General features: G+C 70.6%; 19 protein-coding genes. 12 read left to right on the top strand and 7 right to left on the bottom strand.

From position 1 onward, the window contains the following. Positions 1 to 16 precede the first annotated feature (16 nt). Complete coding sequence (locus ADL01_RS28405; RefSeq protein WP_053744846.1) at positions 17 to 1762, top strand: serine/threonine-protein kinase; 1746 nt, start codon at positions 17 to 19, stop codon at positions 1760 to 1762. A gap of 123 nt (positions 1763 to 1885) precedes the next feature. After that, positions 1886 to 3442, top strand: coding sequence for a PstS family phosphate ABC transporter substrate-binding protein (locus ADL01_RS28400; protein ID WP_053744845.1), 1557 nt, complete (start codon positions 1886 to 1888; stop codon positions 3440 to 3442). Between the two features lie 99 nt (positions 3443 to 3541). On the opposite strand, the gene ADL01_RS28395 is transcribed toward ADL01_RS28400, so the two are convergent. Next, on the bottom strand, positions 3542 to 4312 hold the full coding sequence (locus ADL01_RS28395) for an SLATT domain-containing protein (RefSeq protein WP_053744844.1): 771 nt from the start codon (positions 4310 to 4312) through the stop codon (positions 3542 to 3544). A gap of 389 nt (positions 4313 to 4701) precedes the next feature. Here ADL01_RS28395 and ADL01_RS28390 point away from each other — a divergent pair, with 389 nt between their 5' ends. The 3 genes from ADL01_RS28390 (at position 4702) to ADL01_RS28380 (ending at position 6470) form a co-directional block, all read left to right on the top strand. Continuing rightward, on the top strand, positions 4702 to 5067 hold the full coding sequence (locus ADL01_RS28390; RefSeq protein WP_078960801.1) for a YbaB/EbfC family nucleoid-associated protein: 366 nt from the start codon (positions 4702 to 4704) through the stop codon (positions 5065 to 5067). Between the two features lie 151 nt (positions 5068 to 5218). Further along, entirely contained in the window at positions 5219 to 5818 is a 600-nt protein-coding gene (gene recR, locus ADL01_RS28385) for a recombination mediator RecR (RefSeq protein WP_053744842.1), read from the top strand. Then, entirely contained in the window at positions 5811 to 6470 is a 660-nt protein-coding gene (locus ADL01_RS28380; protein WP_053744841.1) for a DUF5063 domain-containing protein, read from the top strand. Before recR ends, ADL01_RS28380 begins: the two co-directional genes overlap by 8 nt. 55 nt (positions 6471 to 6525) lie before the next feature. On the opposite strand, the gene ADL01_RS28375 is transcribed toward ADL01_RS28380, so the two are convergent. Next, positions 6526 to 7512, bottom strand: coding sequence for a hypothetical protein (locus ADL01_RS28375; RefSeq protein WP_053744840.1), 987 nt, complete (start codon positions 7510 to 7512; stop codon positions 6526 to 6528). A gap of 272 nt (positions 7513 to 7784) precedes the next feature. Between ADL01_RS28375 and ADL01_RS28370 the strand changes: the two genes are divergently transcribed. Next, positions 7785 to 8282 (top strand): SgcJ/EcaC family oxidoreductase, encoded by a 498-nt coding sequence (locus ADL01_RS28370; protein WP_053744839.1) that lies wholly within the window; start codon positions 7785 to 7787, stop codon positions 8280 to 8282. A gap of 19 nt (positions 8283 to 8301) precedes the next feature. On the opposite strand, the gene ADL01_RS28365 is transcribed toward ADL01_RS28370, so the two are convergent. Further along, entirely contained in the window at positions 8302 to 9663 is a 1362-nt protein-coding gene (locus tag ADL01_RS28365) for a sensor histidine kinase (protein ID WP_053744838.1), read from the bottom strand. Next, a complete protein-coding gene (locus tag ADL01_RS28360) occupies positions 9660 to 10343 on the bottom strand; it encodes a response regulator transcription factor (RefSeq protein WP_053744837.1) in 684 nt (227 codons plus the stop codon). The genes ADL01_RS28365 and ADL01_RS28360 overlap by 4 nt, the downstream gene beginning before the upstream one ends. Positions 10344 to 10535: 192 nt before the next feature. Here ADL01_RS28360 and ADL01_RS28355 point away from each other — a divergent pair, with 192 nt between their 5' ends. The 4 genes from ADL01_RS28355 to ADL01_RS28340 all read left to right on the top strand — a co-directional run bounded on the left by ADL01_RS28355 (position 10536) and on the right by ADL01_RS28340 (position 15592). Further along, complete coding sequence (locus tag ADL01_RS28355; protein ID WP_053744836.1) at positions 10536 to 11816, top strand: aspartate kinase; 1281 nt, start codon at positions 10536 to 10538, stop codon at positions 11814 to 11816. Between the two features lie 305 nt (positions 11817 to 12121). Next, positions 12122 to 13147, top strand: coding sequence for an aspartate-semialdehyde dehydrogenase (locus tag ADL01_RS28350; RefSeq protein ID WP_420719744.1), 1026 nt, complete (start codon positions 12122 to 12124; stop codon positions 13145 to 13147). 379 nt (positions 13148 to 13526) lie between these two features. Next, positions 13527 to 14195 (top strand): SigE family RNA polymerase sigma factor, encoded by a 669-nt coding sequence (locus ADL01_RS28345; RefSeq protein ID WP_199834954.1) that lies wholly within the window; start codon positions 13527 to 13529, stop codon positions 14193 to 14195. A gap of 338 nt (positions 14196 to 14533) precedes the next feature. Continuing rightward, complete coding sequence (locus ADL01_RS28340) at positions 14534 to 15592, top strand: hypothetical protein (RefSeq protein WP_053744835.1); 1059 nt, start codon at positions 14534 to 14536, stop codon at positions 15590 to 15592. A gap of 29 nt (positions 15593 to 15621) precedes the next feature. On the opposite strand, the gene ADL01_RS28335 is transcribed toward ADL01_RS28340, so the two are convergent. Continuing rightward, the gene (locus tag ADL01_RS28335; RefSeq protein ID WP_053744834.1) at positions 15622 to 16335 is read right to left on the bottom strand and encodes an NAD(P)-dependent oxidoreductase; all 714 of its coding nucleotides are present in this window, start codon (positions 16333 to 16335) and stop codon (positions 15622 to 15624) included. Positions 16336 to 16545: 210 nt separating this feature from the next. Here ADL01_RS28335 and sigJ point away from each other — a divergent pair, with 210 nt between their 5' ends. Then, a complete protein-coding gene (gene sigJ / locus ADL01_RS28330; protein WP_078960799.1) occupies positions 16546 to 17586 on the top strand; it encodes an RNA polymerase sigma factor SigJ in 1041 nt (346 codons plus the stop codon). A gap of 61 nt (positions 17587 to 17647) precedes the next feature. Here the strand turns inward: sigJ and ADL01_RS28325 are convergent, their stop codons facing one another. Together ADL01_RS28325 and ADL01_RS28320 are read right to left on the bottom strand one after the other, a co-directional pair. Next, positions 17648 to 18475, bottom strand: coding sequence for an SURF1 family protein (locus ADL01_RS28325; RefSeq protein WP_199834953.1), 828 nt, complete (start codon positions 18473 to 18475; stop codon positions 17648 to 17650). An 84-nt stretch (positions 18476 to 18559) separates the two neighbouring features. Beyond that, positions 18560 to 18952, bottom strand: coding sequence for a nuclear transport factor 2 family protein (locus tag ADL01_RS28320; RefSeq protein ID WP_053744832.1), 393 nt, complete (start codon positions 18950 to 18952; stop codon positions 18560 to 18562). Positions 18953 to 19080: 128 nt separating this feature from the next. On the opposite strand from ADL01_RS28320, the gene ADL01_RS28315 reads away from it, so the two are divergent. Then, positions 19081 to 20916, top strand: coding sequence for a prolyl oligopeptidase family serine peptidase (locus ADL01_RS28315; RefSeq protein ID WP_053744831.1), 1836 nt, complete (start codon positions 19081 to 19083; stop codon positions 20914 to 20916). Positions 20917 to 21118 lie beyond the last annotated feature (202 nt).

The raw sequence follows: 21118 nt of genomic DNA, 5'->3' as shown, positions 1-21118 counted from the left end.
GGGAGGCGGCACGCGTATGGACAAGCTCCGGGACGGGGATCCGGTGTGGATAGGGGCGTACCGGCTGGTGGCGCGGCTCGGTGCGGGCGGTATGGGGCACGTGTACGTCGCGCGCTCCGAACGGGGGCGCACGGTCGCCGTCAAACTGGTCCGGCGGGAGCTGGCCGAGCAGGACGAGTTCCGGGACCGGTTCCGCCGGGAGGTCGCCGCCGCGCGGCGCGTCGGGGGGCGCTGGACGGCGCCCGTCCTCGACGCCGACACGGAGGCCGACGTGCCGTGGCTGGCCACCGGGTACGTCGCCGGGCCGAGCCTGCGGCAGGTCGTCGGGCACGACCACGGGCCGCTGCCCGAGCGCTCGGTGCGCATCCTTGCCGCCGGGCTCGCGCACGCCCTCCAGGACATCCACGCCGCCGGGATCGTCCACCGGGACCTCAAGCCGTCCAACGTGCTGGTCACCATCGACGGGCCCCGCGTCATCGACTTCGGGATCGCCCGCGCCCTGGAGACCGTCGCGGAGGGCGGCCTCACCCGCGCGGGCGCGCTCATCGGCTCACCCGGATTCATGGCGCCCGAACAGGTGCGGGGCGACCGGATCACCGCCGCCGCCGACGTCTTCTGCCTCGGTTCCGTCCTCGCGTACGCCGCCACGGGCGAGCTGCCCTTCGCCGGGGGCGGCAGCGGGGCCCACGCCATGATGTTCCGCATAGCCCAGGAGGAACCCGATCTGACGGGCGTCCCGGACGGCATGGCCGAGCTCGTCCGCGCCTGCCTCCACAAGGACCCGGCCCAGCGCCCCACCCCGCAACAGATCCTGGAACGTACGGGGGTGTCGGCGGACGCCGTCGCGGCGGGCTACGAGCGCGACACCTGGCTGCCGGGCCCACTGGTCGCCCAACTGGGGCGGCACGCGGTGGAGTTACTCGAGGCGGAGGCGGCCGAGGGGGTGCCCGGGAAGGGGCATACGGCGGTGCTGGAGGAGAGGGGCAGCGTGGATGCGCCGGATGACGTCCCGACCCAGCACGCCCCGCCCACCGCCCCGCCGCTGCAATCCGCCCACGGCCATCCCCCGCACCATGCGCAGCCCTTCGCCGCCACGCCAGGCGACAGCCAACGGATTCCTGTCTGGCCGGGGGACCCGACGCTCGAAGAGCCCGCCATACCGCCCGCGTGGAGCACGACGCCCCCGGGCACGCGAGTGCCCTATTCGGGGCGGTACGCGGAACCTGTGCGGCGGAGCAAGAGGTCCCGGCTGTCGATGGCCCTCGGCGCCACCGCGCTGGTCGTCGTCCTCAGCGCGGGCGCGTCCATCTACGCCCTGCTGAACGACAACGGCGACGACACCCCGGCCCCCTCGCCGAGCGGCACCACACCGACCTCGCCCAGCCGGTCGGTCTCGCCGCCACCGGCCCGCGTACCGTCCGGCTTCGTCGGCAGCTGGACCGCCTCGATCGACAACGCCTCGGGCCACAACACGCGCCAACTGACCATCACCCGGGGCAAGGTGGGCGACCAGATCCTGACCCTGGTCGCCGACGGGCTCACGGACACGGGTGTCTACCACTGCGAGTTCGTCGCCTCCCTGACCGAACGTCCCGCCAAGGGCGCCCAGTTGAGGATCGGCCCGACCCAGGTCACCTCCGGCGAACCGGCCTCCGCCTGCACCCCGGGCGCCGCCTCGACGCTCACCCTGCTCGGGGACGGCAAGCTGCGGCGGGCGACGACGGGCGGCGAGGCTCAGCTGACGTATGGGAAGGACAGCTGAACGTCAGGCGAACTTCCTTTCCCGGTAAGGGACTTGGGGTGTCGACGATCGTAGAGTGACCGCACTGTCGGTCCGGCTGTCGTCCGGTTACCGTCCGGCTCTGGGGCTTGCGGGGGCACCCACATGGAGTGGCTGAGCGCAGAGAACATCGTTGCCGTGGGGACGGCGGCCGTCGGTATCGCCGCCTCGGCGGTCATGATCTGGTACGAGCGCCGGGTACCGCGCCGTAAACGCGTCGGGTACCGCGTGCAGATGGACAACCCGATAGGCGACGGCGTCCAGACCGGCCGGGCGAACGTCCGGCTCGGGCTGTTCGACGAGGCGCCCGGCATGCACCGGGCCACCCTCGTGCTGCTGCGCATCGAGAACGACGGCTCGCAGGCCATCGCCCACGAGGACTACACCAGCCGTGAACTGCACGGTCTCACCGTGGAGTTCACCGATCGCGCCATCCACGGTGTGTCGGTCACCCAGCCGTCCGGCATCGACCACCTCATGAGCCACTTCACCCCGCACGCGGGCTTCGGCTACGACGTCGGCGGCAACACCCTGCGCATCCCGCGCGTCCCGCTCAACCGGGGCGAGCACTTCAAGCTGCTCGTGCTGCTGTCCGGCGGTGACGTGGGGTGCGACATCAGGCTCGTCGGCGGTATCCGCGAAGGCGAGGTGCACCCCAACCGCAGTGCGACGCCGGACGACAAGCCGCCCGTGTTCAGCCGGGCGGCCCGGCTGATCGCCGTCATCCTCACGGCCTCCGTCGTCACCCTCGCGAGCATCGTCATCGTCCGTGACGACACTCCGGCGCCGCTCGGCTGCGAGAAGGGCACGCTGACGGTCGTCGGCTCGACCGCCTTCGCACTCGTGGCGAAGGAACTGGCCCGGGAGTACGACAAGGACTGCGAGGGCTCCGACATCAAGGTCGAGGCGCGTGGCAGTACCTCCGGTGTGGGTGAACTGGCCGACATGGAGGGCGAGTCGAGGAGCAGCCGGGCGTCGACGATCGCGTTCTCCGACGGCCGCAACAAGAGCGCGGGCCCCGCACTGCGGGCCGAGCCGGTCGCCCTGTCCGTCTTCACCCTGGTCGCCGACAAGGGGCTCCGCCTCCAGCGGGGCCTGACCCTGGCGCAGGTGCGGCGCGTCTACTCCGGGACGGTCGGATACTGGGACGAGCTCGACCGGGCGCTGCCGCACTGGCGCGTGGTGCTGGTCAGCAGGGACGCCGACTCCGGCACCCGGCAGGTCTTCCAGGACCGGGTTCTCGACGGGAAGTGGGAGGGCGTACCCAGCACCTCGCTGGGCTGCGACCTCAAGGAGGACGATTCCGCGCCGGTGCGCTGCGAACTCGACAACACGGAGGACGTGTTGCAGAAGGTCGCGGCGACGCGGGGCGCGATCGGCTACAGCGAACTCGGTCAGGCGATCCTCCGCCGGACCGTGACCCGGGTGCCGCTCGACGGCGACGGCGCCGACGTCAACGCGATCGAGTACGCCGAGAGCCCCTACCCGTACCGGGGCGTCGAATACGCCTACACCTACGGCGACCTGCCCGCCGCCTCACTCGCCGGCAGCTTCCTCAACTACGTGAGAAACCACGGCCAGACGGCCATCAGAAACAACGGGCACATCCCGTGCACGTCTACTGAGGGGGAGCGGTTGTGCGACGACTCCTCCGGGGGTTGAGGGGGCTGAGGGGGCTGTGCAAGGGGCCGCGCTGACGTGAGGAAACCCCGCCGGGTAATCCCCGCCGGGTTTCCTCACGTCACGTCACGTCACCTCACGTCAGCGCGCCTCAGGCGGCCTCTGCCGGGGCATGTTCGGGCGGGCCCCCGGGGCGACCCCGAAGCGGCCCTGGTGCACCGTCGCGTCCTGGCGGGGCGTTCCCATGCCCGCCGACTGGATGCCCAGCGGCGCGGAGCCCGTCCCGAACTCCACCATCCAGTCCGCCGTCTCCGCCCGCACCAGCTCCGTCACGTCCTCCGAGAAGCGTCGCAGTACCCCGAGGCACCGGTCGGCGGCCTCGCCCGCCGTTCCCTCCGTGGGGCCCAGTACCTCTCGTACGCTCTCCGAAGCCCAGTCGAACTGCAGTACCTGAAGCCGTCGCTGCACGGCCTGCGCGGTGGCGACGTCCCTTATCCAGCCCGAGGTGACCCCGAAGAACCGGTCGACGCCCACGCACGCCACGGCGATCAGCAGCGCCAGATACCCCCAGGGGGCGACCCCGCCCATCACCCCGGTGAGGTCGAACAGCGGCAGCGCGGCCCCGGCGACCGCCCCGAGCGCGGCGCCCGTACGCAGCACCCGGGCGCCCCGGCGCTTCCAGACCCGGTCGGCGAGGTACCAGGCCGACGTCTCCAGGGCCCCCTGCTCCACCCACCGGTACAGCTCGTCGAGGCGAGGCGCCGGCTCACCCCAGTCTCCGAGCGGGAAGGGCCGTCCGGTGAGGTCTCCGGGCCGCAGCCCGGCGAAGCCCAGTCCGGTGGGACCTTCGCTCCGCCCGTCGTGGGGCGGTCTCTGAGACGGCCCCTCGGGCTGCATCTCCGGCTGGCTCACCCGGCACTCCCTCACCTGAGCAGACTGACCACAATCCGTCACAGTGCGTGACACCGTAGGGGTGCCCGCGTGACGTGCTGGTGCTGTTGTAAAGCTGTCGCGCGGCCCCATTCCTACCGCCCAATGGGTGGCGGTAACCGGGCTTTCGGATCTTTTCCGCTCGGAAGGGGCTCTTGGTCAGGTGTAGGCCAGGGGACCGGCTCACTCGAAAGAGTGCTGGAGCGACGGCCGACTTGACCACGTAGGCTCGTGCTGAACGCGGATTTCGGTACGGACGACCACAGATATCTGCGGACAACTGCGGATATCTGTGGACGACTACAGGCAACGACGACTACAGGCAACGACGACTACAGGCAACGACGACTACAGACGACGAGGAGCTGATCGTGATCCCCGGTAGTGGCCAGCCCAACATGCAGCAGCTGCTCCAGCAGGCCCAGAAGATGCAGCAGGACCTGGCGAACGCGCAGGAGGAGCTGGCGCGGACCGAGGTCGACGGGCAGGCGGGCGGCGGTCTGGTCAGGGCGACCGTGACGGGCGCCGGCGAACTGCGGGCCCTCAAGATCGACCCGAAGGCGGTCGACCCGGAGGCTGCATCTGTTGAAGAGACCGTCGAGACGCTCGCCGACCTGGTCGTGGCGGCCGTACAGGCGGCGAACGAGAACGCGCAGCAGCTTCAGCAGCAGAAGCTGGGCCCGCTGGCCCAGGGTCTGGGCGGCGGCGGAAGTGGCATCCCGGGCCTGCCGTTCTGACGTTCGCCTCGCCGCGCCCCCCGTCCCGCCTTCCTCAGGCGGGCAGAGGCCAACTACGGTACGTACAGCAGGCCGGACGGAACCAAGAACCGGCGAACCGTGCACCGGGAACCGTGAACCGTTGTGCTGAAGCACCAGGAAAGGCAGTCCGTTGTACGAAGGCGTGGTCCAGGACCTCATCGACGAACTGGGGCGACTCCCCGGCGTCGGTCCCAAGAGCGCGCAACGGATCGCTTTCCACATCCTTCAGGCGGAGCCCACGGACGTACGGCGGCTCGCGCACGCGCTCCTGGAAGTGAAGGCGAAGGTCCGTTTCTGCGCGACCTGCGGGAACGTCGCGCAGGAGGAGCTGTGCAACATCTGCCGCGACCCGCGCCGGGACACGACGGTCATCTGCGTCGTCGAGGAGCCCAAGGACGTCGTGGCGATCGAGCGGACCCGTGAGTTCCGGGGCAAGTACCACGTCCTGGGCGGCGCGATCAGCCCCATCGAGGGCGTGGGCCCGGACGACCTGCGGATCAGGGAGCTCCTGGCCCGTCTCGCCGACGGCTCGATCACGGAACTGATCCTGGCCACGGACCCGAACCTGGAGGGCGAGGCCACAGCGACGTACCTCGCCCGCCTGATCAAGCCCATGGGCCTCAAGGTCACCCGCCTGGCCAGCGGCCTCCCTGTGGGCGGCGACCTGGAATACGCGGACGAGGTGACCCTTGGCCGCGCCTTCGAGGGGAGACGACTCCTAGATGTCTGACGCCACGCTGTACAACACGAGGCAGGACCCCGACGACTTCGCGGTCCAGATCGCCGACCAGGTGGAGAGCTTCCTGGTGGCCGTCACCGAGGTGGCGAAGGGCGACGAGCCGGACTCGGCGGTGCCCTTCCTCCTCCTGGAGGTCTCCCAGCTCCTGCTGGCCGGCGGCCGCCTCGGCGCCCACGAGGACATCCTCCCGGACGAGCGCTACGAGCCCGACATGGGCCCGGAACCGGACGTGGACGACATCCGCGAACGGCTGGCGCTGATGCTGGACCCGGTGGACGTCTACTCGGAGGTCTTCGACCCCTACGAGCCCCGCAAGGCCCCGGTCCCGGCGCGTATCTCCGACGACCTGGCCGACGTCATCGCCGACCTCCGCCACGGCATGGCCCACTACCGCGCCGGCCGCACCACGGAGGCCCTGTGGTGGTGGCAGTTCTCCTACTTCTCCAACTGGGGCTCGACGGCGTCCGCGACCCTGCGCGCCCTGCAGTCCCTGGTCGCCCACGTCCGCCTGAACCAGCCCTTGCAGGAGCTGGACGGCCTGGACACCGACCAGGATCTCGGCGACGAGACCCTGGCGGAGGAGGCCGGCAAGGTGATGGTGGAGGAGATCGCGGAGCCGCTGGGGCTGCGGACGGTGAGGTAGCCGGCCCCCTGGCCGACCTGCCGGGGCGGGGCCGCCCCGCGTGCCCAGGGGGACGTTACTGCGAGTCCACGATCCGGTACTCGCGGGCCGTCACCGACGGCTTCCCCGTCTTCGGGAGGACGGCCAGGGCCATGCCCTGGTAGGTGTTCACCACGGTGTCCCGCTCGCGGCCGTTGAAGGCCGACTCCACCTCGGTCGGGGTGATGCTGTAGTTCTCGCGGTAGGCGGCCTTCAGCACGTACTGGGAGGCGTGCGCGGTCGGCAGCGCCGCCAGGACGCCGCCGTCCTTGAGGCGCAGGGCGTAGACCGTGTCGAACTCGGCGGGTGTGGCGACGTACGTGACGGTCGCGTACTTCGCGTTCTTGCCGTTGTCGCGCTTGGCGTGGGTCTCGATCGCGTCCTTCGCCGCCTCGGTGGTGTGCGAGATGCCCGCGCCGGCCTTGGTGCCGCCGGTCGCGTACAGGTCCTCGTACGCCGCCGAGATCTGGTTCGGGGCGAGCGTGCCGACGCGGGTGCCGGGGTCGACGGCGGTGGCGAGGCCCGAGTCGTCGGTGGCGATCGCGGGGAGCGGTACCTCCGAGTGGACGGCCGACATCATCTTCCAGTCGCCGTACTGCTTGCCGAAGACCAGCAGCGCCTCGCTCTTGGAGCCACTGTCCCTGGTCGTCACCGCGAACCAGTCCTTGCCGGCCGGGATCCAGTACTTCCGGCCGGTGTAGTGGAAGGGCGTGCGGTATTCGGCCTGCTCCTTCTTCGACTTGGTCCCGAACACTCGGTAGTCGGCCTTGCTCTGCTCGTACAGCTGCCCGCCCTCCACGGTGTCCAACAGGGCGGAGTCCTGCTGGGCGTTGGCCTTGTTGTTGACCGACTCGTAGGTGTCGAGGATCTTCGCCGCCTGCGCCTCGGTGACGGCACCCTTCGCCGCGGGGCTCGCGGCAGCGCCGTCGGCACTGTCCGTCGGACCGGCGCCGCATCCGGTGAGCGTCAGTGCGACGGCCACCGCCGTCGTGCCGAGCGTGAACAGCTTCTGCCGGGAGGTCATACGGGGGCTTCTCCTCTTGAGAGGCGGGAGTTGGGGACCGGCCTCACCGTACTGGGGCGAGTGTGAGCGTCCTGGGCAGGACCGGCGGACCGATGGTGGAGCCCGTGGGCGCGAGGCGTGAGCGGGCTGTCGCCCTGCGTGAATTGGGGTGGCCCTTCCCGGGCCCTGTACGTCTCTTGCACGGGCGCTAACCCGCAGAAAGAGAGGCTGGAGTCACTTCCACCGCAGGAGCTGCGGAGGGGGTAAACCACCTCACCCGTACAGGAGTTGCGATGACCCGCAAGACCCGCATCCGCGCCGCCCTCGTCACCGCCACCGCCCTTGCCGCCGCCGCCACGGTGACGGTCGGGATCAGTGCGGCGGGTGGCGACCAGCCCGAGAAGCCCTCCGAGAAGCAGATAGCCGCCCTCTTCGACGGCTGGAACGCCGCCCTGCAGACCGGCAACCCGCAGGTTGTCGCCGACCGTTACGCCCCGGACGCGGTCCTGCTGCCCACCCTCTCCAACGAGGTCCGCTCCGACCGCGCCGAGATCGTCGACTACATGGAGCACTTCCTCCAGAACAAGCCGGTCGGCAAGAAGATCGAGACGCACATCGACATCCTCGACAGCGACTCCGCGCTCGACTCCGGCGTGTACCAGTTCACGCTCACGGACAAGGCCACCGGCAAGAAGAAGGTCGTCGAGGCGCGCTACTCGTACGAGTACGAGAAGCGGAACGGCAACTGGAAGATCGTCAGCCACCACTCGTCGGCGATGCCCGAGGGCTGATCGGCCGTACCACCGAAGGTCAGCCGGCGCTCTTCTGAGCCGCCGCCCGCAAGCTGATCACCACGCACAACCCGCCCCCGGGCGCGTCCGCCAGGGTCACCGTGCCGCCGTCGTCCGTCACCAACTGTTTGACGACGGCGAGGCCGAGACCCGAGCCGGAGCGCCCGGTGAGGCCCTGGCCGCGCCAGAAGCGGTCGAAGGCGCGGGACTTCTCGGCGTCCGACATGCCGGGACCCTCGTCCGACACCGTCAACTCCACTACGTCGCCCCGAGGTTGCGCCCGTACGGTGATCGTCCCGCCGTCCGGTGAGACCTCCAGGGCGTTCGACAGAACGTTGTCCAGTACCTGGTCCAGATGACCGGGGCTGGCCAGCACAAGCAGCCGGCCGTCGACACCCCCACTCCCCTTGAGCGCGATGGTGACTCCGCGCTCGTCGGCGGCCGGCCTCCACACCGACAGGCGTTCGTCCACGATGTCCCCGAGGGACAGCGGTTCCGTCGCCGTGACCTTCGCCTCGGCGCGGGCCAGCACCAGCAGCCCGTTGACCAGGCGGCTCATCCGGACCACTTCCGCGGTCGCCTGCTCCACGTCCTCCCGTACGAACTCGTCGTCGGTGCCGTCCGCGATGTTGTCCAGCGACAGGCGCAACGCCGTGAGCGGGGTACGGAGTTGGTGCGAGGCGTCCGCCACGAAGATCCGCTGTGAGGCGACCAGGGTGTCGAGGCGCTCGGCACCCTGGTTGAGGGTGCGGGCCAGCGTCTGGGTCTCGGGCGGGCCCGTCACCCGCGAGCGCGCGGTCAGGTCGCCGTCGCTGAACTTGCTTGCCATACCGTTGAGTTCGCGGAGGGGAGCGGTGATCCGGCGGGCGGCGTACGCCCCGATCGCGGCGGCGGCGGCCAGGACGAGCACGGCGAGCCCGGCGCGGAAACCCCAGATGCTCCACAGCCGGTTGGTCATGTCCGACGTCGAGTACACGATCCGTACGGCCGACTCGCCCCGCGCGGGGACGGTGATCGTAAGGCTCTTGCCCCAGATGAAGTCGGAACCCCAGTCGGTCGTGGAGCGGTTCCCGTCCAGGGCCCGGGTCAGGGCCGCGTCCGCGGTGGGCCTCGGCAGGTCCGGAGCGCAGTTGCTGGTGGGGGTGACCTGGACGTCGCCGGGTGTCGCCGCGCCGTAGGCCCTGGCCACCTCGGTCAGGGCCCCGCACGAGATGCGGTCTCCGGTGCCCAGCAGCAACGCCATGGTTTTGGCCTCGCGCAGGACGGACTGCCGGGTGTCGTCCCGCAGTTGGTCGGTGAGCGTGAAGGCCACCGGCACCGTGAACAGCAGGATGGCCACCGCGACGAGCAGGATGTAACTGCGGATGAGCTGACGGTTCACGAGGGCTCAGCGTCCTTGACGATCTCCAGCCGGAAGCCGACCCCCCGTACCGCCTCGATCGCGATCGCGCCCTCCAGCTTCCGCCGCAGCGCCGCCACATGAACGTCGAGGGTCTTCGTCGGCCCGAACCAGTTCGCGTCCCAGACCGCCTCCATGATCTGCTCGCGCGACATCAGCGCGCCCGGCTCCTCGGTGAGGAACGCCAGCAGGTCGTACTCCTTGGGGGCGAGGGCGACCTCGTCGCCGTCCAGGCGGACGCGGGCGGCCTTGCGGTCGATCGTCAGGCGACTGCCGTAGCGGTCGGGGCCGGCGTCGGTCTGGGCGCGCGGCTGGACACGCCTCATCACCGCTCGTATGCGCGCGATGACCTCTCGTACGCCGAAGGGCTTGGAGACGTAGTCGTCCGCGCCGAGCTCCAGGCCGACGACGCGGTCCGTCTCGTCGCTGCGCGCGCTGATGACGATGATCGGGACGTCGCCGCGTTCGCGCAGCGCCCGGCAGACGTCCAGACCGTCGGTGTCGGGCAGGCCGAGGTCGAGGAGGACGACGTCGTACGGATCGGTGTGGCTGAGCGCCGCGCCTCCCGTGGACACCCAGGCCACCTCGAAGCCGTAGCGCAGCAGGCCGCGCCGCAGCGACTGGGCCACCGGTTCATCGTCTTCCACCAGGAGTACACGCACAGGCGAACCTTAGTCCTTGAAACTAAAATCACAGCGGCAACGCGTATCCCACGGGCGGATGGGCAGGAGCCCCGCTGAGCGGCCGAAGATCGCTGCGGTGAGCGGGACATCTCACCATGCGATACCCCGAAGGGGGAATTCGGCCGCTCGTTAGACTGAGCCGACCGCAGACGGACTGAGCGAGGAGCGCACGTGGGCCTTGTCGTGCAGAAGTACGGAGGCTCATCCGTAGCCGATGCCGAGGGCATCAAGCGTGTCGCCAAGCGAATCGTGGAAGCGAAGAAGAACGGCCACCAAGTGGTCGTCGTCGTTTCCGCGATGGGCGACACGACGGACGAGCTGATCGATCTCGCCGAGCAGGTGTCTCCGATGCCTGCCGGGCGTGAGTTCGACATGCTGCTGACCGCCGGAGAGCGGATCTCCATGGCCCTGCTGGCCATGGCGATCAAGAACCTGGGCCACGAGGCCCAGTCGTTCACCGGCAGTCAGGCAGGCGTCATCACCGACTCGGTCCACAACAAAGCCCGGATCATCGATGTCACGCCGGGCCGTATCCGGACCGCGCTGGACGAGGGCAACATCGCCATCGTCGCCGGGTTCCAGGGCGTCAGCCAGGACAAGAAGGACATCACCACGCTGGGGCGCGGCGGGTCCGACACCACCGCCGTCGCGCTGGCCGCCGCCCTCGACGCCGAGGTGTGCGAGATCTACACCGACGTCGACGGTGTGTTCACCGCCGACCCGCGCGTGGTGAAGAAGGCCCGGAAGATCGACTGGATCTCCTCCGAGGACATGCTGGAGCTGGCCGCGTCCGGCTCCAAGGTGCTGCTCCACCGGTGTGTGGAGTACGCCCGCCGTTACGACATCCCGATCCACGTCCGCTCGTCCTTCTCCGGACTGCCGGGCACCTGGGTCAGCAACGAGAAGCCCGAGTGGCAAGGGGACCAGCAGGTGGAGCACGCCATCATCTCCGGAGTCGCCCACGACGTCTCCGAAGCCAAGATCACGGTCGTCGGCGTCCCGGACAAGCCGGGTGAGGCCGCGGTGATCTTCCGCGCGATCGCGGACGCGGAGATCAACATCGACATGATCGTGCAGAACGTGTCGGCGGCGTCGACCGGTCTGACGGACATCTCCTTCACCCTCCCCAAGGCCGAGGGCCGCAAGGCCATCGACGCCCTGGAGAAGTCGAAGGTCGGCATCGGCTTCGAATCGCTGCGTTACGACGACCAGATCGGCAAGATCTCGCTGGTCGGCGCGGGGATGAAGACCAACCCGGGCGTCACCGCGTCCTTCTTCCAGGCGCTGTCCGACGCGGGCGTGAACATCGAGCTCATCTCGACCTCCGAGATCCGCATCTCGGTCGTCACCCGCCAGGACGACGTCCCCGAGGCAGTCCGCGCCGTCCACTCGGCCTTCGGCCTCGACTCCGACAGCGACGAAGCGGTGGTCTACGGAGGCACCGGCCGCTGATGGCCGTGCCTCGAGCTACGGCGCCTGGGGCGGTGGCGGTGCCCGGGTGGACGGCGGCCGGATCGGTGTCCGTGCCCGGAGTGACGGCGACCGGATCGGCGGCCGTGTCCGGACCCACGGCGACCGGATCGGCGGCCGTGTCCCGATCGGCCGCCGTGATGGGGTCGGGCGGTTCTTCGGCGGCTGTCGGGGCCGGGCCGGTCGCTTCTCGGTCGGCCGCGACCGGGTTGGCCCCCGGGCGCCGTTCGGCCGCGACCGGATCTGTGGCCGTGCCCGGATCCGCCGTGCGCCCCACGCTCGCTGTCGTGGGAGCGACCGGTGTCGTCGGTGCCGTCATGCTTCAGATTTTGTCCCAGCATGCGGACATCTGGGGCGAGATCCGTCTCGTTGCCTCCCCGCGTTCGGTCGGGCGCAAGCTGACCGTGCGCGGTGAGGAGGTCGAGGTGGTGGCGTTGTCGGAGGAGGTCTTCGACGGCGTCGACGTCGCGATGTTCGACGTGCCGGACGAGATCGCCGAGCGGTGGGCGCCGATTGCCGCCGCCAAGGGCGCGGTCGTGATCGACAACTCGGGCGTCTTCCGGATGGACCGCGACGTGCCGCTCGTCGTACCGGAGGTCAATCCGCACGCGATACGGCAGCGCCCTCGCGGCATCATCGCCAACCCGCACTGCACGACCCTCTCCATGATCGTCGCCCTGGGCGCGCTGCACGCCGAGTACGGCCTGCGTGAGCTGGTGGTCTCCACCTATCAGGCGGTGAGCGGTGCGGGCCGGGCCGGCGTCGACACCCTGCGCCGGCAACTGTCCCTGGTCGCCGGTACGGAACTGGGGACCAGCCCCGGAGACGTACGGCGGGCCGTGGGCGAGGGGACAGGGCCGTTCTCGGAGCCGGTCGCGCTGAACGTCGTACCGTGGGCCGGGTCGGCGAGGGCGGACGGCTGGTCGTCGGACGAGATGCAGTTGCGGGACGAGTCCCGCAAGATCCTCGGGCTGTCGGCCCTTCCCATGGCCGTGACCTGCGTACGAGTGCCCGTCGTCACCGTGCACGCGCTGACCGTCCATGCCCGCTTCCAGGGCGAGGTCACCGTCGCCGGAGCGCGGGAGATCATCGCGACCGCCCCCGGAGTCGTCCTGTTCGACAACCCGGAGGCGGGCGAGTTCCCCACCCCCGTGGACGTCGTCGGCACGGATCCCACCTGGGTCGGCAGGGTCCGGCGGGCCCTGGACGACCCGACCGCGCTGGAACTGTTCGTGTGCGGGGACAACCTGCGCAAGGGAGCCGCGCTCAACACGGTCCAGATCGCTGAGCTTGTCGCGGCCGAGCGGGCCTGACCGCACCCCGCTCACCCTCTGTCGCGGTAGGTCGCGATGTGGTGATCTTGTCTTAAAATCACGCTGGTGGTGGCAAAAAACGTTTGTAGGATCCACGTGAGTACTGTGGTGCGGTCGGTCGGTAAATGTCCGCATCCGGGATCCGGGCCCGTTGGTCCCGAGAATTTTGCTCCCCGCTCCCCGCAACCACGCGGAGGGCGGGGAGCGTCTTTGCGGTCGTCCTTTCCGGGGTGTGAGGACACCGTGACCATGCGTGGGGACGCGTGGTCACCTTGGAATTTAGGGGAAGAGCGGGACGCATGAGGGTGGCTGTGTCGGATGGCGCAAGAAGGATGCCGGATGCGTACAACCCTGATGGGGGGAGGCGTGTCCAACATGCGTGGCAGAGGTACTCGACTTCAGAGCGGCGACGCGCGGCACGGCCCTGCGTCCACCGAGCCGACTCCGTATGCCCGGGGTGCCCGGCGGCATGCCGGTGATCGCGCCGATGCCCGCGGCGCGGCCGGCCCGCATACCCAACCAGCGTGAAGGCGTCGACGAGAGCGCGGCGGCAGCGGGGACCACGGTCGATCACCTGACCGAGACGTACCGCGCCCACTACCGCTCCCTCCTCGGCCTCGCCGCGCTCCTCCTCGACGACACCGCGTCCTGCGAGGACGTCGTCCAGGAGGCCTTCATACGGGTCCACTCGGCGCGCAAGCGCGTACGTGACCCGGAGAAGACGCTCGCCTATCTCCGCCAGACGGTGGTGAACCTCTCCCGCTCCGCGCTGCGCCGCCGCATCCTCGGCCTGAAGCTCCTGTCCAAGCCGATGCCGGACATGGCGAGCGCGGAGGAGGGGGCGTACGACCTGCTCGAGCGTGACTCCCTCATCAAGGCGATGAAGGGCCTCCAGCGCCGCCAGCGCGAGGTTCTCGTCCTGCGCTACTTCGCCGACATGACCGAGGCCCAGGTCGCCGAGACGCTGGGCGTATCGCTCGGCTCGGTGAAGGCGTACGGCTCGCGGGGGATCGCCGCGCTGCGTATCGCCATGGAGGAACCGGCATGAGCGACCAGGGTCAGGGTCAGGGGCACGGTCAGGAACGGGATCCGTCGCAGGAGCAGGGATCAGGCCAGTATCAGGGGCAAGGTCAGGACCAGGACCAGGGGCAAGGTCAGGACCAGGGGCAAGGTCAGGGGCAAGGTCAGGGTCAGGGTCAGGGTCAGGGGTACGAGTGGCCCCGAGGTGCCGGCTCGGGGACCGGCGGTTTCCGGTCCGCGGAATTCCCGGCCGGTAAGGTTTCATCCAACGGGTCCCGAGCCAACGGGAGTTGGCCGACCGGAGCCCACGGACCAGGCCGCCGCCACGAGCAAGAGCACAAGCAATCGCACGCTGGGAACGGAACTGTGAACCACGGCCCCGACGGCCAGAGCCTGGACGGGCTCGACTCGGACGAGCTGGCACTGCGGACGATGCTGCACCAGGCGGTGGGCCAGATCCAGCCGACCGACGCCGTGCTGGAGCATCTTCGACGCGCCGTGCCCGCCCGCCGGGCCCGCAAGCGTCACGCCGCCATCGGTATGGCCGCCGCCGCGCTCTTCATCGGCACGGCCGTCCCGGCCCTGCTGCACGTCTCGAACGTCACCGGCGCCGCCGCCGACCCCTCCCTCACCGCGGGCCACGGCTCGCACACCAAGGAGGACAAGGGCACGGGCGCGGACCCGGACGGCGGCGAGAGCACCTCGGGGGGCACCTCCGGCACGGTCTCGATCCCGCCGGTGAGCAGCCCCCCCGGCAGTGCGCAGACCCCGCCCAAGGGCGGCACCGGAGGCAGCGCGACCGGGGCCGCCGATCCGATGAGCACCCCCCTGCCCCCGGCCTCCTGCGACCCGGTCCAGCTGGGCTCGGCCACCGGCTCCGTCGGCGAGCCCGACGCCACCGGAGCGGTCTACGGCACGTTCCGCGTCGTCAACGTCTCCACCACCCCGTGCACGGTCAGCGATGTCGGCACCGTGGCGACGCAGGCGCTGGGCGCCGCCGACTCGGCGGAGGTGACCACCGCCGACCACACGTCGGGTGACGCGGCCGGCGGCCTGCCCGACCCGTCCCTCGCGGTCAGCGGACTGGTGCTGCGGCCCGGCGCCGCCTACACGGTGCGGTTCGCCTGGGTGCCCTCGGAGACCTGCCCCACGACCGGCGCGACCACCGACGGCGGCACCACGGGCGGCCCCACCGAGTCGCCGAGTCCCACACCGAGCGAGACCCCCGACGCGGCCGCGACCACCTCGACCGGCGGCGACAGCGGCACCTCGACGCAGCTGCACACGGAGGACGGCACCCCGGCCGACGGCAAGGTGGCGGTGTCCTACACACCGGCCACCGGCTCGCCCACGGTGACGGCCACGGTCCCGAACGCGTGCGCGGGCGTGGTGTACAGGACCGGAGTCATAGCGGAGACGGCATAGCCGACACAGCACCGGCACTGCTTGTTCCCCTACTGCGCCTTGGCCTTCTTGCCGCCGAACGCCTCCTTCCGGATGACGTCGAGGATGGTCGGAGCCCCCTCCGTGGTGCGCACCTCGACCACGGCGCGCGGATGACGGCCGTCGACCACCTGGCGCAGCAGCGCGTCGGCCAGGTCCGCGCGGGAGGTGAACCGACCGGGCAGCCGCGGTCCCGCGGCCAGCTGGTAGTCGCTGACGGCAGCAGCGTCGAAGAGGCCGGCGGGGCGGACGATCGTCCAGTCGCAGTCACTGCCCCGCACCATCTCCTCCGAGCGCCGCATGTCCTCGTACACGGTGCGTCCCACGAAGCGCACGATGGCGGGCTCCAGCACCTTACGGAAGAGGAATCCGTCGTCCGGCGACTCCTGCCCGCTGATGGAGGTGGAGGTCACGCAGGCGAGGCGGGTGACGTCGTGCCGGGCCATGGCCTGGGTGATGTGGGAGATCCCCACGCTGTAGACGGTGACGGGGGTTCGGCCGAAGGGAACTCCCAGGGTCGAGATCACCGCGTCCTGGCCCGCCACGGCGCCCTCGACCGCACCGGCATCGTGTACGTCCCCGTCGACGACGCGCAGCAGAGGGCCGCCGACCGGGAAGGCATCGGGCCGACGGGTCACGGCGGTGACGGTGTGTCCCTCGGCCATGGCCTGCGCGGTGGCTTGCCGTCCGGTAGGGCCGTTGGCCCCGAAAATGACGATGTTCACGGGCTTTCACCTCTCGTACAACTCCCACGGCCCACCACGGCGAGCGCCGGAGCAGCCCCGGCCCGTGGTTCGAGCCCCTGTCGCTGTCAAAGAGAGTCGGGCACCGCAGGGTGTGACATCCCGGGATGCCGGGGCCCAGGGATCCCGGGATGTCACACTCCGACCAGTGCCGTGCATCTCACAGGGGAGCCACGACACAGGAGGCAGGACATGTCAGAGAGCCCGGCAGACAGCCCGGCAGAGGGAGCGAAGGAGACAGCGGGGGAGAGTACGGCCGACAACCTGGCCGGCGACGCCGTCACGCAGGTGTTCATCGGCCACCGCGAGCTGTTGTTCTCCATCGTCTACAACATGCTCGGCAGTGTCGCCGACACCGAGGACGTCCTCCAGGAGACCTGGCTGTCGTGGACGGGCAGAGCCCGCCGGTCGCCGCTGAAGGAGGTCGCCAACCCGCGCGCCTACCTGGTGCGGATCGCGGTGAACCACGCGCTCGCCCGGCAGGCCAGTATCCGCCGACGGCGCGAGGCCTACGTCGGGCCGTGGCTGCCCGAGCCCCTGGTGACCGGTGTCGAGGGCGCGACGGTCGTCGCCGACGGGGTCGATGGGGCAGACCGGGCGCTGCGCACGGAATCGGTGTCGATGGCGATGCTGGTGGTCCTGGAGACTCTCACCCCGCTGGAACGAGCCGTGTTCGTGCTCCACGAGGTGTTCGGCTACGTCCACTCCGAGATCGCGGACGTCCTCGACCGCAGCCCTTCGGCCGTACGCCAGCTCGCGCACCGAGCCCGTCAGCACGTCCATGCCCGCCGTCCCCGCTATCAGACCCACCCCCGGGTCCAGCGGGAGGCGACCGAACGGTTCGTCGCCGCCGCGCTCGGCGGCGATGTCGGCGCCCTCATGGAGATCCTCGCACCGGACGTGACCGTGTGGATCGACGGCGGAGGCAAGCGCCAAGGGGCGGGCCTGCGGCCGGTCCAGGGCAGGGAGAAGGCCGCCCGCCTGCTGGCCGGCTACGCGTCCCGGCGCCCGGAGGGCTTCGACGTCCGCTACCGGCACGTCAACGGAGACCCCTCGGCCGTGGTGTTCGCGGGCGACTCCCCCTACGCGGTGATGGTCATGGACCTCACCCCGGAAAGCGACCAGGTGTCCGGCGTCTACATCGTCACCAACCCGGACAAACTGGGCGGCGTCGCGCTGGACGTGGATGCGGATGAATCAGCACCGCACGATCCGCCGGGCCCTGGAGAATGAGGACGCGGCGGGCGTGGCGGGCGCGGCGGACGTGGTTCCGCCGATGCCGTCACGGCCCGGGTCAGGCGGTGGCGCCTTCCCGCGCCGATTCGGCGGAGTGCGTTCCGGAGGGCGGTTCGGAGGGCGTTTCGGCAGGCGTGAGCCCCAGTTCCGCGTCCCGTGCGAACTCCGCCTCGCGGCGCACCAGCCGGAACCACATGAAGACGACGAACCCCGCGAAGACGAACCACTCACCGGTGTAGCCGAGGTTCTGGAACGCCTTCAGGTCGAGCCCGGTGTCGGCGGGCGCGGTCGCCGGTACGGCCCGCATCCCCGAGTCCCCCTTGTCGAGGGTCACCCAGGCGTCGTACAGGTCGTACGGCACGAGGTTCACCAGCGAGGCCGCGCTGATCGCACCGGTCTGCCCGGCCGGGAGGCCACCGGCCGCGCTCACCCCGTTGGACCCCGGCGTCTCGGACGCCTGGAGCGCACCGGTGACGGTGACCTCTCCGGCGGGCGCGGCGGGGGCCTTCGCGGCGTCGGCGGTACCGGGCAGCCAGCCGCGTACGACGGGCAGCGCCTTGCCCTCGTCGGTGCGCAGCAGGGTCAGTACGTAGAAGCCGCTCCGGTCGTCCAGTTGCCGGCCGGGGACGAGCAGCTGCTTGCCGTACCGTCCGCTGACGGTGACGCGGTCCCCGGACGTCTTCTTGTCGACGGGCAGCAGCTGGGCGAGCGGCCTGGCGGCCTCCTGCTTCTCGGCGGAGACCTCCTCGGTGGCGGTCCGGTGGTCCTGCACCCGGTCCTCGAACCGGCTCAGCTGCCACGACCCCATGAACACGCAGAAGGGGATGGCGAGCAGCACGAAGACGTTGATCCCCCACCAACGGGGCGTCAGCAGAAACCGGTACACGCCGTCCACGGTACGGGCCGGGGTTCGGTGCCGGGCCCGCGGGGTGGGCCGACTCGGACCGGGCCCGAGGTCAGTACTGTTCCGTCAGCACCGTTCCGTCAGCGCCGTCAGGTGGTCCCGGCTCGCCGGGGGCTCGTAGGGCTCGGGCCAGAAGTCGGTGATGGTGGCTATGTTCCCCTTCTCGTCCCCGGTGAAGAAGGTCAGGGCGTGCGTCTCCTCCTGCCCCACCGTGAAGCGCAGCCAGGTGACGACCTGCCCCGGCTCGGCGACCACGCGCTCCGTCCGCAGGTGCCAGTCGCCCGGATACTCCCGGTTGAACCGGACGAACCGCTCCTTGCCGTTGATCCGCTCCCGCGTCTGGGGCAGGGTGTAGACGACGTCGTCGGCCAGGGTGTCGGCGAACGCGTCCCAGTCCCGGGCCTCGGCGGTCGCCCAGAACCTCTCGACTGTCTCGCGCAGTTCGGTGGTGTCGGTCATGGGGCAGAGTCTGCACCCGGGCACTGACAATCGGGTCGGCCTGTGGATATGTCTGATCGTCCGCGAGGTTTTCCACAGGCTGGGGACCTCGGCGGCGGAATGTCGTGGCGGGCGGGCAGTATGGGGTCATGACTGAGAGCAACGGGTCCACGCCGACCACCACTACGCCGGACACCGCATTGCCGGACTGGGAGAAGCGGTTCCGGGCGCCGCGGGTGTCGCTGCCCGACTGGGCGGAGGACGCGCCGGACCGGTCCCTGTTCGTGTCCAACGCGACGGGGACGTACGAGCTGTACGCCTGGGACCGGGCCACGGGCGAGCAGCGCCAGGTGACCGACCGGCCGAACGGCACGACGGACGGCGTGCTGTCACCCGACGGCGAGTGGATCTGGTGGTTCGACGACAAGGACGGCGACGAGTTCGGCGTATGGCGCAGGCAGCCGTTCGGGGGAGGAGCGGCGGGCGCCGAGGACGAGTTCGCGACCCCCGGTCTGGAGGCCTCGTACCCGGCGGGGCTGGCGCTGGGCCGGGACGGCCGTACGGCGGTGGTGGGCCGCTCGACCGACGAGGACGGTACGACGATCCACCTGGCGGTGGCGGGCACGCCCCCGACGGTGATCTACCGGCACCGCGAGTCGGCGGGCGTCGGCGACCTCTCGCACGACGGCTCGCTGATCGCGATCGAGCACACGGAGCACGGCGACGCGATGCACTCGGCGCTGCGCGTGCTGCGCCCGGACGGTACGACGGTCGCCGAGCTCGACGACACCAAGGGGGGCGCGGAGGAACTGGGCCTGGAGGTGCTGGGCTTCGCGCCCGTCGAGGGGGACACCCGGCTGCTCGTCGGGCATCAGCGCCGGGGCCGCTGGGAGCCGCTGGTGTGGGACGTGGCGAGCGGGGAGGAGACGGACCTCGCCCTCGACCTGCCGGGTGACGTGAGCGCCGAGTGGTATCCGGACGGTTCGGGACTGCTCGTCGCGCACGGCTTCGAGGCGCGCAGCGAACTGTTCCGCTACGACCTGGGGTCGCGGCAACTGGTGAAGGTGCCGACGCCCGCCGGTTGCGTCTCGGGGGCGACGGCCCGGCCCGACGGCAGCGTGGAGTACCTGTGGTCGTCGGCCGCGCAGCCGTCGTCGGTGCGTTCGACGACGGGAGCGGTGGTCCTGGACCCGCCCGGACTGAAGTCGCCGGGTTCGGTGCCGGTGGAGGACGTGTGGGTGGCAGGACCGGGGGGCCGTATCCACGCCCTGGTGCAGAAGCCGGCGGGGACGGCGGGGCCCTTGCCCACGGTGTTCGACATCCACGGCGGTCCCACCTGGCACGACAGCGACTCGTTCGCGGCGGGACCGGCGGCGTGGGTCGACCACGGGTACGCGGTGGTACGGGTCAACTACCGGGGGTCCACCGGGTACGGGCGTGAGTGGACGGACGCCCTCAAGCACCGGGTCGGTCTGATCGAGCTGGAGGACATCGCGGCGGTACGGGAATGGGCGGTGGCCTCGGGCCTCGCGGACCCCGACCGGCTGATCCTGACCGGCGGCTCCTGGGGCGGCTACCTCACGCTTCTCGGCCTCGGCGTCCAGCCCGACGCGTGGGCGCTGGGTCTCGCGGCGGTGCCCGTCGCGGACTACGTCACGGCGTACCACGACGAGATGGAAGCGCTGAAGGCGATGGACCGGACGCTGCTGGGCGGCACACCGGAGGAGGTTCCGGAACGGTTCGAGGCGTCGTCACCGCTGACGTACGTCGACGCGGTGAAGGCGCCGGTGTACATCTCGGCGGGCGTGAACGACCCACGGTGCCCGATCCGGCAGATCGACAACTACGTGAAGCGCCTGGAGAAGCGGGGCGCGGTCCACGAGGTGTACCGCTACGACGCGGGACACGGGTCACTGGTCGTGGACGAGCGCATCAAGCAGGTACGTCTGGAAATGGAGTTCGTGGAGCGGCATTTGGGCGCGTAGGGCCCGGGCCTTCCAGCCCCTTGGGGGTCCCCCCTCTGGGGGAGTTTGAGGAGCGGGGTCTGGGGCGGAGCCCCAGAAGGACGGGACGGGTAGGGACGGGTAGGGGCGGCGGGGGCGAAAAACTACACCCCCGCCCGCTCCCCCCGTCGCCTCCCCAGCAGCTCCGCCAGCCCCCGGCGCGTAGCCGCAAGCACCACCCGGT

The sequence above is a fragment of the Streptomyces sp. NRRL WC-3618 genome, from assembly GCF_001280005.1.
Classification (GTDB): Bacteria; Actinomycetota; Actinomycetes; order Streptomycetales; family Streptomycetaceae; genus Streptomyces.
Note: the sequence above shows the minus strand (reverse complement) of the source record. Positions and strands in the feature narration are given on the sequence as shown.

What these genes read in the sequence shown, in the direction of transcription:
- ADL01_RS28405 (WP_053744846.1), top strand. Translation starts at nt 17, where the DNA reads ATGGACAAGCTCCGGGACGGGGATCCGGTGTGGATAGGGGCGTACCGG.
- ADL01_RS28400 (WP_053744845.1), top strand. Translation starts at nt 1,886, where the DNA reads ATGGAGTGGCTGAGCGCAGAGAACATCGTTGCCGTGGGGACGGCGGCC.
- ADL01_RS28380 (WP_053744841.1), top strand. Translation starts at nt 5,811, where the DNA reads ATGTCTGACGCCACGCTGTACAACACGAGGCAGGACCCCGACGACTTC.
- ADL01_RS28375 (WP_053744840.1), bottom strand. Translation starts at nt 7,512, where the DNA reads ATGACCTCCCGGCAGAAGCTGTTCACGCTCGGCACGACGGCGGTGGCC.
- ADL01_RS28370 (WP_053744839.1), top strand. Translation starts at nt 7,785, where the DNA reads ATGACCCGCAAGACCCGCATCCGCGCCGCCCTCGTCACCGCCACCGCC.
- sigJ (WP_078960799.1), top strand. Translation starts at nt 16,546, where the DNA reads ATGTCAGAGAGCCCGGCAGACAGCCCGGCAGAGGGAGCGAAGGAGACA.
- ADL01_RS28320 (WP_053744832.1), bottom strand. Translation starts at nt 18,952, where the DNA reads ATGACCGACACCACCGAACTGCGCGAGACAGTCGAGAGGTTCTGGGCG.
- ADL01_RS28315 (WP_053744831.1), top strand. Translation starts at nt 19,081, where the DNA reads ATGACTGAGAGCAACGGGTCCACGCCGACCACCACTACGCCGGACACC.